Here is a 12,606-nt window from a genome sequence, read left to right as displayed (position 1 = left end):
GTACGCTGACCAGACTCAGCGTACAAAATGCCAATCATGGTGTCGTCAACATCGTCAATGGCCAAGTTATATTTACACCTGATGCAGACTTTAATGGTACCGCCAGCTTCTCTTACACCATTAGCGACGGGCATGGCGGCACTTCGACCGCGACAGTGACGATTAATGTGATGCCAGTCAACGATGCGCCAACACCCAAAGATGACAACAGCAGCGGCGCGGCGGATGACGTGTTAACCACGCTAGAAGATCAGCCACTCACCATTAACCCTGCGCTACTACTGGCCAATGACACCGATCCTGATGGCGATACGCTCACCATCATCAGCGTGCAAAATGCCGAGCATGGCACCGTCGCCATTGTCGATGGCAAAATCGTCTTTACCCCCGCCGCGGATTATCATGGACCAGCCAGTTTTACCTATACCGTCAGTGATGGCTTTGGTGGCACCGCGACCGCGACAGTCAATATCGGCGTGACGCCCGTTAATGATCCGCCAATTGCTGAAAATGATCGCTATACCGGATTTGAGGGCGATCCACTCAGCACCCATGAAGATGAAGCGCTATCGATTAACCCCGCTATTTTATTAGCCAATGATCATGATCTTGACGGCGATACGCTGAGTCTGGTCAGCGTACAAAATGCCAATCATGGTGTCGTCAACATCGTCAATGGCCAAGTTATATTTACACCTGATGCAGACTTTAATGGTACCGCCAGCTTCTCTTACACCATTAGCGATGGTCATGGCGGCACTTCGACCGCGACAGTGACGATTAATGTGATGCCAGTCAACGATGCGCCTACGCCCAAAGACGACAACAGCACCGGTGCAGCGGATGACGTGTTAACCACGCTAGAAGATCAGCCACTCACCATTAACCCTGCGCTACTACTGGCCAATGACACCGATCCCGATGGCGATACGCTGACGATTATCAGCGTGCAAAATGCCGAACATGGCACCGTCGCCATTGTCGATGGCAAAATCGTCTTTACCCCCGCCGCTGATTATCATGGCCCAGCCAGTTTTACCTATACCGTCAGTGATGGCTTTGGTGGCACTGCTACCGCAACAGTCAATATCGGCGTGACGCCGGTCAATGACACGCCAACGCCCAAAGACGACAACAGCAGCGGCGCGGCGGATGATGCTTTAACGACGCCAGAAGATTTGCCGCTAACGATCAATCCTGCGCTATTACTGGCCAATGACACCGATCCCGATGGCGATATGCTCACTATCATCAGCGTGCAAAACGCCAGCAATGGCAGCGTGGCACTGCTAAATGGCAATGTGGTGTTCACCCCCGATCCGAATTACAACGGACCAGCGAGCTTTACTTACACCGTGAGCGATGGTCACGGCGGCATAGCCACTGCAACAGTGAATATCGGCGTGACCCCCGTGAATGACGCACCGATCATCGAAGACACTCACAATTGGATGTCTAGCGATCCGGCTCAGGCGCCAGCAACGACAAATCATTATTACGCTTTGCTTGTCGACACCCCAACTGATATTGATACAAATGACAACTTGACCATCACCGCTGCCAACGTCCCTGCTGGCGTTTATTACTTTAATGGTACAACTTATCTTGCAGTAACTTCAGGCATGACACTCTATGACGCAACGGGCGGCATCAACTTACTCGACAATTTGTTCTACAAACCAACCGCACCGATCAACGATATTCAAAACTTAGCTTTCACACTCAATGTCTCAGATGATGCAGGTGTGCATCACTGGACTCAATCCGTATTTATCCACGAGGTTTTTCAAACCGCTATCCCTGGTCCACAGGGGGCGATTTCCTCTGGCAATGCACCTTTAACTTCAGGACACAATGCCGAAACTAGTAATGTTTTATCTGCCGCGTTTGTCAGTTCAATTAACGCAGACCCAAGCGCAGGACAGCTGATTCTAAAAACTAACTTTCAGAACTGGAACAATAAAACGACCAATCCAGCTGTAGATGGCGGATTCCAAATTAATCCTGCAGATCAAAATGGCAATGGTTTAGAGGCGCAGGTTAATATTTATATTTTTGTTGATGGCATCAAATTCCAAGCCATCAGCACTACAGATGGTAATCCCAATACGTGGACCTATGATGGTACGCCCCCCAGCGGCAGCGGTTTAATGAAAACCACCGTCGATTTTGATTATGTCGTCAACACGAGTAATCCAAGTCAATCACTTGCTAGTTATTTACAGAGTCATCCATCCTCAGCGGGAGATACTTGGACCATTCAATACGACGATATCCAAGGCGGGAATGAGCAAGCGCGCTATGTTTCATTTGAATATCAAGTATTTGACCCTGGCAATCCAGCCATTGCCGTAAACGGTACAGAACTCGCCGATCAAATTTATGGCACGTCCGGCAATGAAAACATACTCTACGGCAATGGCGGTAATGGCGGTAATGATGAGATTTTCGGGCAAGCCGGCAATGACAATTTAAACGGTGGTTCGGGTAATGACATCCTCACCGGAGGCGGCGGCAACGATACGCTCAATGGCGGCCTAGGACATGATATTTTGAACGGCGGGAATGGCTCTGACCTATTTGTGCTCGGCAATTTAGCCGCGAACTCAGATACGATCCAAGACTTCAAAGTGGCGGCGCCAGATCACAACAACACCAGCAATAGTGGCGACATCCTCGATATTACCGATTTGCTCAGCGGCGCAAGTGCTGCGGCAGGCGTGTTTGTCGCTGGCAATGCCGTCGCAGCAGGCGCTTTTCTGCAATTTGAATCTGATGGGCTAGGCAATACTAAAGTCTGGTTTGATGCCGATGGTAGTGGCGTTGGCAACCCTGCAGTACAAGTTGCTACGCTAGTGGGCGTTGCTGTCGATCCAAGTACTTTACTCAATACATTACTCAATAATGGCGAAATTCAAACCCATCACTAAACACGGCCGATCCTAAAATCAGGACATCAATATACCCAGCTATGCTGGGTATATTGATGTAACCTATAAAAAAAAATACTCAGGAAGCTATACCCAATCTATCGTTCACGTAAAGCTTCATCTCGCGCTTTCACAATCGGCTTCATTAAATATTGCATCACCGTTTTTTTACCCGTGCGGATGTGAACAGTGGAAAGCATGCCGGGAATAATCGCCAAAGCATGCCGACCTTGCCCCAGATGATTACTTCGCGTGCGCACTCGAATTAAATAGAAACTCTCTTTTTTGGCCTCATCGATCACTGAATCAGCGGTAATCGTTTCGACATCCGCGTCCAAACCACCATAAATCGCAAAGTCATATGCAGTTAGCTTCACGGTGGCATCTTGCCCTGGTCGCAGAAAACCAATATCTGAAGGACGAATTTTAGCCTCGACTAAAAGATTATCTTCTAATGGCACAATCTCCATCACATCCATACCGGGCTGCAATACGCCGCCCACAGTGTTGACTTTAATTAATTTAACAATGCCATCTAATGGTGCTCGAATCGTCGTTCGCTCAAAACGATCATTCAGTGCAACGGTTGTGGCGGCGGTAGTTCCAAATTCAGCTTTCACCAAAGACAACTCATTGCCTGCATCGGCAATGGCTTTGGCTCGCACGCCTGCCATTTTGCCATTGGTTTCTGCCAAACTACTTTGCAAACGAGGGATGGATAATCGGGTCTCATTAATCTCCCCTTTTAAATCACTAATCTGCCGTTGCAAGTGCATAAAATCGATTTGTGAAATCACATTTTTTTCCGCTAACGGTTTACTCATTTCATATTCAGCATTGGCTAACTTCAAGCCGGCTTCTAACTTAGCGACTTTTGCGCGCATGGCTTCAACTTCATGCGCACGTTGTGCCGCCTCACTTTGCAAAATCGACACCGACGATTCAAGCTCGCGCCGTCTTGCAGCAAAAAGTTGCTGTTCTGCGGCAATCACTTGTGGATTATTTTTTAATAAATCGGCTGGCGGCTCAAACGCCGTACCATTGGCTTCTGCGGTCAATCGCGCCATTTTGGCTTCAAGTGCATCATGCTTTACCGTGCTTTCTTCTAATGAGGATGAAAAACGCTTCTCATCCAACTTCATTAAAATCTGCCCTTTACGCACAATTTCACCCACTTTCACAGGGATCGACGCGACAATTCCGCCCTCCAAATTCTGAATCACTTGAATCTGACTCGACGGAATGACCTTGCCTTCAGCGACCGTGACTTGATCGATTTCGGCAAAAATGGCCCACAAAATCAGTAGTAGCAATAGTGCCGTACAGACATAAAGCAAACTATTCGCGTGCCGCGTCGACTCGCCATAGATCGCGGCGGCACCATCATCTAAAAAATGCAGATCATCTCGTTTAATACGCTTATTTTTCAGCATGGAGCTTGCCTCCTGCTAGCATCGCGAGCACGTCGGCCTTGGGTCCATCGGCAATGAGTCGCCCACTATCGAGCACCATTAAGCGATCAACCAAACTGAGCATCGACATCCGATGCGTAATCAATAACAAAGTATGATTTTGGTCTAAACGATGGGCAAAACGCTGCTTAAATTGCTCTTCACTGCGATTATCTAGCGCACTCGAGACTTCATCAAAAACATAAATCGCCGGATTAAGTAATAAGGCACGAGCAATACCAATGGTTTGTCGTTGCCCACCAGAAAGTCCAATCCCTCGCTCCCCGACTGGCATATCAAAGCCTTTAGGATGCCGACTCACAAATTCAGTCACCCCAGCAATATTGGCCGCATCGAGCATCATCGCATCATCAATATACGGAGCAGCCAACACAATATTGTCTCTGACCGAACCATGGAACAAAAACACATTTTCAGGAACGTAAGCAATATTATGCCTAAGCTGTGCAGGATCAATTTGGCGCACATCAACGCCATCAACCCAAACTGCGCCACGCGTTGGCTCATGAAAGCCAAGAATCATTTTTTCTATAGTGCTTTTGCCTGATCCGATTCGGCCAATAATACCAATTCGCTCTCCAGCTGAAATATGAAATGAAACATTATCCAGTGCCAATACATCTTCACCAGGATAAGAAAAACTCACATTTCTAAATTCAATATCACCACGAAAATTGGGGCGATGCACAAAATCTTGTCCCGTCGGGCGCTCAATATCTAATTGCATTACCTGCTCCATGCCATTTAGACCTGCACGTGCCTGATGATAACGACTAATTAAACTCGCTACTTGCGCAAATGGGCTTAAAGCGCGCCCTAATAATAAATTACAGGCAATCAAGCCACCGACGGTTAATTCATGAGCACCAATTAAATATACGCCAGCAATCACCATTGCCACGGTTGCAATTTGTTGAATAAAACTTGCTTGAATCATAATCAAGGATGAGAAACCTCGAGAACGCACTGCTAGATGACCAAATTCACCAATGGTTTTTTCCCAGCGAGTTTGTGCCATGCTTTCCGCATTACATGATTTAATACTTTCAATTCCAGCTAATGTTTCAATTAAGCTGGCTTGTTTTTGTGCCGCAACCCGAAAACTTTGTTGAATAATATCGCCTAATGGCCGCTGCAATAGCAAGCTCAAGCCCACAATCATTGGGATACATACAATAGGAATCAATACCAACCAGCCGCCGAGCCAAAAAATAACCAATAAAAACAAAATGACAAATGGAATATCAACAATCACCGTAATAGTTGCTGACGTAATAAAATCTCGAAATCCTTCGAATTCTTGGAAATGACTTACCATCGCGCCTAATGAACTAGGGCGAGACGTAGTTTTTAAACTCAAGACATGCTCAAATATTTGAGCAGATAACATGACATCAATTCGTTTACCAGCTAAATCAATATAATAAGCGCGTAAAACTTTAATAATAAAATCAAAAACCAATAACAAAGTAACACCAATCGCCAACACCCATAGGGTGTCATAAATTTGATTTGGCACGACACGGTCATACACATTCATCGTAAACAGCGGCAAAATCAGAGCGAATAAATTGATCAAACCCGCGGCCAGTAAAACATGGCTATACAGTGGATAACAAAGCCGCAAACTACTCCAAAACCAATGCTCGGCACGTGGGATATGCTTTTTTTGGGTACGCGTATCAAATTGAAAACTCGGTTTTACAAAAATAACAAAACCACAATACAAAGCGTCAAGCCGCTCGGCCTCAACCCATTGCTCACCACCAAACGACTCAGCTTCTAAAATTTTCCAGCGTGTTCCTTCACGCTCAATCGCAACACATGCACTGCCTTCTTTCAATAAAATAACAACGGGCAGCGCCAATTCAGGCAGATCACTCAGTGTTCTACGTTGCAAACGCGCATTTAAACCCGCACGCGCCGCTGCGCGAGCAAACAAAACTGCACTTAAGCGATTACCTTGCAAAGGCAAACCGCTCGTCAGCGTTTGCGCTGAAAATGGTCGGTGATAATAACGAGTCAGTTGGATTAAGCAGGTGGTGAGCGGATCATTCGGGATAAAAGCGTCATGCGGAATCGCTGACTCATGAGTGGTAAATTCTGCGGAACGGGTATCCACGGCGCATGTCCATAAAATTGAGCCATTCAGAAAATAAAGTGCTTAGACTGTGCTTCGATCGGTATTAGCACAAAGATAATTGAGCATTCAGTAAAATGTTGAGTGCCTTCGGAGAAAAATGACACTCTCGATTTTAGTAGACCAAAGAAACACAGCCCTTGCACTTACTCGGGCAATAAAGTGCCATCTAGTGGTGTCACGCCCAAATTTTTAAGTAGTTGATTTCCATCGGCTAACAATCTAAACCGAGCTCGTAATTCATCAAATTGTCCAATCACTAAATCCCGACTGGCAGTGAAATATTCATTTTCACCATCGAGTAAATCCAACAAAGAGCGTTGACCTAAAGAGAATTGCTTACTGTATTCATCGCGCGCTAACTTACTCGATTCGGCGTATTTACTGAGTTCAGGAATACGCTCTTTGGCAATGTGCATTGAATTCCACGATAAACTGGCATTTTGCCGAACTTGGCGTTCCACTCGACGTGCAAGTTCTTGTGCGGCATAAGTTAGCTCGGTGGTTTCAGCAACGCGCTGTTGATCTGCACCGCTTTTAAAGGCATACCGCATTCTCACCATGCCATAAACACGGCTCGCACCTTCAAAAGAAAGCCCATCTAATGAATTACTATACGTCGCACCAGCCTCTAAATTAACGCGCGGAAACATTTGCGATTTAGCAATTCCCAATTGAGCCTGAGCACCATCGACGTCTGATTTGGCGGCCTGTAATAAACGATTACCAGCCACCGCCCAATCGCCCACCAAGTCGGGATGATTGGGTAAGTCTTGCGGAGAATCTGGACGGACTAAGTCTTTCGGCGCATCCCCAACAAATCGCACATAGGCAATTTTGGCTTCGTTAAGACTCGATTGCGCTGCGGCTACATTGGCTTTGGCTAAAGCAACTCGCGCATTGATTTGCTCATCATCCGATTTTCGGCCAAAGCCACCGGCGGTGCGTAATTTAACTTGCTCGGAGGTGCTTTCATGCGTGGCTAGATTCGCCTGCGTTAAGGCCAACAAAGCTTGCGCCTGCAAGACATCAAGATAAGACTCGGTGGTCTTTAAGGCAATATCCTCCGACGTACTCGCCAAGCGATTGGCGGCACCAAACTGACGTGCACGCTGCCGTGCCACTTCGCTCGCGGTGCCTTGTGCATCAAATAGCATTTGCGTCAGCAAAGCCTCTGCATCACGCCGATTAAAACTGGTTCCTTTTCCATTAAACGCCACACGAGTCGCTAGGTTTTTGTCGTATTCTCGTCCCACCCCTGCAGAAAAATCAATTTGAGGGTAATACGCTGATTTTGCTTGCTCAACGGCGTAATTACTCGCTTTACGATGGGCAGAATCAATCAAAATATCAGGACTAGTTTGTAGTAAGCTTTCAACCACTTGTGGCAATGGTGCGGCATAAACTAATGATGAAAAACTAGCTATTACCGCCATAAACACGCTTGACTTATTCATGCTTTAACTCCTTACTAACAACTCCCTGTCATCAGCGTCTGAGTTGATTCTTTCAGGTCTATTCTTTTGTAAGAACTTAAGACCAAGCGCATTTCGAGAACAAGATTTCTAGGATGGTCGGTAATTTATAGGCGAAGTAAGGTCAGTCCAAATTAACGACTTCGACAGACCTTACTTCTAATCTACTGCTTATTTCGAATTCAAAGCCGCATCTTGGTAGTATTTAGAGCCAACCACGGTGGCCTCAGCAGTTAAGCCAGTCTCGGTGAATTGATAAAAATACACCCCTTTACCCAAATGCCGTGCACCCGAGATGGCCTTACCAGTCTCATCGGCTTTGGCCGCTACGGTCGCCTCAGCAGAGCCAGTCCAACCTTTATTAATAAATTGCTGAAATGCTTTTGCGGTCGAAAAAACAAATACTTGTCGGGTTTCTTTAAAACCAAAGCCTAAACCGGCTTTAGCCAAAACCATTTTCATATAAACTGTTTTTTTACCTGAAACGGCCATCCCATCGCCGGCGCCAGCGCCGAGCAAGACCAGCTGTACCCCGCCGGTTTGGAACACGGCATAGCCAGCGGCTTTGGCTATTTGCGCTTGAGCATCAGGATATAATTTGTAGACTTCGCTGAGTGTCGCTTGGGTGTGTTTTTGAATGGCTGCACGCTGCTGTGCTGGCGTGAGTTGAATTTGGCCTGCGGCAGGCTCGCCTTGTGGACCGTCCATCGTTTGTGCCAGCAATATACTGCTTGATAGCATCAATCCGCTGACGAAAATGATCTGTTTCATCCGCATAATCAGAACTCCTAATGTAAAGCCATCACTGGCTAATCATTAGGTATAGCAGAAATTACCGTGTCAGCGACGATGATTTCTGCTTGGCCTTACCACCATATTGTGAGCAAAATACCCGCCAACAACCCGGCAATCACCGCCAAAATCGCATTGCGCTTTTTCTGTTCCCACATCAGCCCACGATAGCCGGTGAGCAATAATTCGGTGTGATTTTGATTGAGTACTTCATTGAGCTTACGCGGTAAAGTTGGCAATAAAGTCGCCCATTGTGGCGCTTCTTTTTTTAAGGTCAAAATCAGTCCACGCCAACCCATTTGCTCATTCATCCAGCGTTCTAAAAATGGCTTAGCGGTTTGCCATAAATCCAAATCCGGGTCGAGCTGACGACCAAGACCTTCAATATTGAGCAAGGTTTTTTGTAACAGCACCAGCTGCGGCTGGATTTCGACATTAAACCGGCGTGAGGTTTCAAATAAACGCAGCAACACAAAACCAAAAGAAATTTGGCTTAACGGTTTATTAAAGAACGGCTCACACACCGTGCGAATCGCCGATTCAAGTGCTTCAACTCGGGTATCTGCTGGCACCCAACCGCATTCAATATGCGCCGTAGCCACGCGATGATAATCGCGGTTAAAAAAGGCCAAGAAATTAATTGCCAGATACTGCTTATCGGTATCACTCAGCGTACCAACAATACCAAAGTCTAGCGCGATATACCTATTATCAGCAGCGACAAAAATATTACCCGGATGCATATCTGCATGAAAAAAACCATGGCGAAAAACTTGGCTAAAGAAAATCTCTACCCCAAATCGACTCAGCTTTTTCAAGTCCATACCAGCGGCTTTTAATTCATCAATCCGGCCAATCGGAATCCCGTCCATCCACTCCAAAACCAATACTTCTCGCGAACAAAAATCGTAAAACACCTCAGGCACAATTAATTGTTCTGAATTGAGAAAATTACGCCGCAATTGACTGGCATTGGCCGCCTCATGCATCAAATCCAATTCATCGTGCAGATAGCGATCAAATTCAGCGACCACTTCACGCGGCCTTAAACGCTTGCCGTCGGCAAAGAGTTTTTCAACCAAAACGGCGATTGTTTTCAATAAGGCCAAATCGCTTTCGATCACCGGCAAAATACCGGGACGCAAGACTTTAACGGCAACAGCCTGACCACTATGTAAGCGTGCTCGATGAACTTGTGCCACCGAAGCGGACGCAACAGGCTGTGGGTCAAACTCCAGAAATAACTCAGCAATCGATCGTCCGGCACTGCGCTCAATTTGCTCTATCGCCAGTGACGAGGCAAATGGCGGTACATTGTCTTGCAATTGGGCTAATTCATTGGCGATGTCCAGCGGCATTAAATCACGTCGCGTCGACAGCACTTGACCAAATTTAACGAAAATCGGCCCCAATGACTCCAAAGCCAATCGTAAGCGCACCGCACGCGGCTGATCGAGGCGACGCCAAAATAAAGCGCGATTAAACACTTGCCCCAAGCCACGCATTCGCTCGTGACCGAGTAAGAACTCATCAAGGCCAAATTGAACGACGACGCGAGCGATTTTGATAAAGCGAAACAAAGACATCCGAGATTTCCGTGAGGCCAATTGCGCAGCGCACTACGCCCAACTGGCTGAAACTAATTAAGAACGTTCGAGACGACGTAAGCGTAATTCAAGTCGAGCGACATCATCGCGCAGCTGGTCCACTTGATCGCAAAACTGAGTCACCGCATACGCTTGCGGCAGGATTTTTTGTTCATCACGACAATATTCAACCAGCGTTTGCGCCATCCGCTCGCCCATCGCTTGCGGCGTGCGCACCATGCTGACCGCAATACGGCGCACGCGTTCAGCCAAAACATCACCCAGCAATAAAGATAAATCCTCGCTCGCATCCCATTGCAGTGCGGCCAGCACATTGCCGACTTTGCCCGCTAACTCGGCGTCGCCGCTGATTTGTACCAAACGAGATGCCGCCGGCCGATCACGCCAACGCGTCATAAAAAATCGCGCTGGCAAGGTTAAAACCGCCTCAGCATCCGCCTGTGAATCGGCCAATAACCCCGCTTCAGTGACCACCACCGTTGCCGCAGCAAAAGGCAGTTGCACCCGAAAGGTGCGCCCCTGTAATGGGGCTAGCTCAGCAGATAACATCGGCGCTTGAGCGAATAAGTGATTCAAAATTCCAGCCAGCAGCATCACGCAGCACTCATCATTAGGTATTGCTCTCTAGGCCATAATCAACAAAGGTTACCAAGCAATACCTCAAGTTAAAATTTAATACCTTTATGCAAAGCCACGACGCCACCCGTCAAATTATGAAAATCAGCACGGCCAAAACCGGCATCAAGCATCATTTGTTTCAGCGTTTCTTGATCTGGGTGCATCCGAATGGATTCAGCCAAATACTGATAAGAATCGGCATCATTGGCGACCAATTTGCCCATAAATGGCAGTAATTTAAACGAGTAAATATCATAAGCGGGCTTCAAAGGCGCCCACACTTTAGAAAACTCCAGCACCAGCAAACGACCACCTGGTTTTAACACCCGATGCATTTCTTTTAATGCCGCATCTTTATGCGTCATATTGCGTAGGCCAAACGCCACAGACACCAAATCAAAGTAATTATCTGGAAACGGCAGTTTTTCAGCATCGCACTGCGCTACGGGTAGCGCAAAACCTTGATCCATCAAACGATCGCGGCCAACCCCCAGCATGGAGCTATTAATATCCGTCAGCCACACTTGGCCGGTTTTGCCGACTTTTTTGGCAAAGGCTTTCGATAAATCACCCGTGCCACCGGCAATATCGAGCACTTTGTCGCCCGCTTTTACGCCGCTGGTTTCAATGGTAAAAAACTTCCAAACCCGATGCAGGCCACCGGACATCAAGTCATTCATCACATCATATTTTTGTGCGACCGAGTGAAACACCTCGGCGACTTTCTGCGCTTTTTCTGATTCATTGACGGTTTTAAACCCAAAATGAGTCGCTTGATCGTGTTCGCTCATCGTGCACCTATTTCTTGATTTGAGCCTCAGCTCAATATGAATAACCCTAGGGTATATCAAGCAAATGCTTGCCAATCAAAGCCTGCTTTTATATACCCAACTAAATAATTTAACGTGACGCGCCAGCTGCGTTTAACTTCGCAAGATATTGCGCCCACAGCACTGCTTGATCACGCCCCAACTCGTACAAATATTCCCACGAAAATAAGCCCGAATCATGGCCATCGTCAAACACCAGCTTGATCGCATAATGGCCAACAGGCTCAATCGCGGTGATATTGACCTTGGCTTTGCCGACTTGCAAAGTCTCGTTGCCAATGCCATGGCCACGCACTTCAGCAGATGGACTCGACACCCGCAAAAACTCACACGGCAAATGAAATCGAGCACCGTCAGCAAACGCAATTTCCAGCACACGGGACACTTGATGCAAGACCAATTCAGTGGGCTGCGGCGTTGTTGGCAATAAACCAGCCATAAAAATCACTTTCTCTCGAATGGAGTCGCCATAATACCCTGCTTTTCACTTGCTTCGCAGCCAAGGGGTGGTTGTCTTTGGGTTTGTCAGCCGCGTTTGTGTGGATTTCAGCCCAATGTAAGGCATGAAGCGCGCAACTTCGTCACTCTAAGTCAGCGCGTTGTAACGCAGGTTCAAGTAAAAAACGGATGAATATCCTTTGTATTTCTTTACATAGATTGAAAATATATATCGGTAAGCCGTCGACTTGTAATATTCTATTCATATAAAAGCCTTATTCTCGCAACAAACAAATTGAACTTT

At 47.0% G+C, this 12,606-nt stretch carries 9 protein-coding genes; 1 reads left to right on the top strand and 8 read right to left on the bottom strand.

Going from position 1 to position 12,606, the window contains the following annotated elements:
- A partial coding sequence (locus LG219_RS14340; protein WP_226765133.1) for a tandem-95 repeat protein occupies nucleotides 1-2,930 on the top strand: 2,930 nt, incomplete at its 5' end.
- A gap of 98 nt (nucleotides 2,931-3,028) precedes the next feature.
- On the opposite strand, the gene LG219_RS14335 is transcribed toward LG219_RS14340, so the two are convergent.
- The 8 genes from LG219_RS14335 to LG219_RS14300 all read right to left on the bottom strand — a co-directional run bounded on the left by LG219_RS14335 (nucleotide 3,029) and on the right by LG219_RS14300 (nucleotide 12,303).
- Nucleotides 3,029-4,363, bottom strand: coding sequence for an HlyD family type I secretion periplasmic adaptor subunit (locus LG219_RS14335; RefSeq protein ID WP_226765132.1), 1,335 nt, complete (start codon nucleotides 4,361-4,363; stop codon nucleotides 3,029-3,031).
- Nucleotides 4,350-6,524, bottom strand: a complete 2,175-nt coding sequence (locus LG219_RS14330) for a type I secretion system permease/ATPase (protein ID WP_226765131.1) — start codon at nucleotides 6,522-6,524, stop codon at nucleotides 4,350-4,352. The genes LG219_RS14335 and LG219_RS14330 overlap by 14 nt, the downstream gene beginning before the upstream one ends.
- 164 nt (nucleotides 6,525-6,688) lie before the next feature.
- Nucleotides 6,689-7,999, bottom strand: a complete 1,311-nt coding sequence (locus tag LG219_RS14325) for a TolC family outer membrane protein (RefSeq protein WP_226765130.1) — start codon at nucleotides 7,997-7,999, stop codon at nucleotides 6,689-6,691.
- 189 nt (nucleotides 8,000-8,188) lie between these two features.
- Nucleotides 8,189-8,794, bottom strand: a complete 606-nt coding sequence (locus LG219_RS14320; protein ID WP_226765129.1) for a lipid-binding SYLF domain-containing protein — start codon at nucleotides 8,792-8,794, stop codon at nucleotides 8,189-8,191.
- A gap of 89 nt (nucleotides 8,795-8,883) precedes the next feature.
- A complete protein-coding gene (gene ubiB, locus LG219_RS14315; protein WP_226765128.1) occupies nucleotides 8,884-10,395 on the bottom strand; it encodes a ubiquinone biosynthesis regulatory protein kinase UbiB in 1,512 nt (503 codons plus the stop codon).
- Between the two features lie 57 nt (nucleotides 10,396-10,452).
- The gene (locus tag LG219_RS14310; protein ID WP_226765127.1) at nucleotides 10,453-10,992 is read right to left on the bottom strand and encodes a ubiquinone biosynthesis accessory factor UbiJ; all 540 of its coding nucleotides are present in this window, start codon (nucleotides 10,990-10,992) and stop codon (nucleotides 10,453-10,455) included.
- Nucleotides 10,993-11,081: 89 nt separating this feature from the next.
- A complete protein-coding gene (gene ubiE, locus LG219_RS14305; protein WP_173533158.1) occupies nucleotides 11,082-11,825 on the bottom strand; it encodes a bifunctional demethylmenaquinone methyltransferase/2-methoxy-6-polyprenyl-1,4-benzoquinol methylase UbiE in 744 nt (247 codons plus the stop codon).
- A gap of 109 nt (nucleotides 11,826-11,934) precedes the next feature.
- Entirely contained in the window at nucleotides 11,935-12,303 is a 369-nt protein-coding gene (locus tag LG219_RS14300; RefSeq protein WP_226765126.1) for a gamma-butyrobetaine hydroxylase family protein, read from the bottom strand.
- Nucleotides 12,304-12,606: the final 303 nt, after the last annotated feature.

The organism is Deefgea salmonis (genome assembly GCF_020531905.1).
In the GTDB taxonomy this organism is placed as follows: domain Bacteria; phylum Pseudomonadota; class Gammaproteobacteria; order Burkholderiales; family Chitinibacteraceae; genus Deefgea; species Deefgea salmonis.
This window is presented reverse-complemented; position numbering and strand designations above follow the sequence as displayed.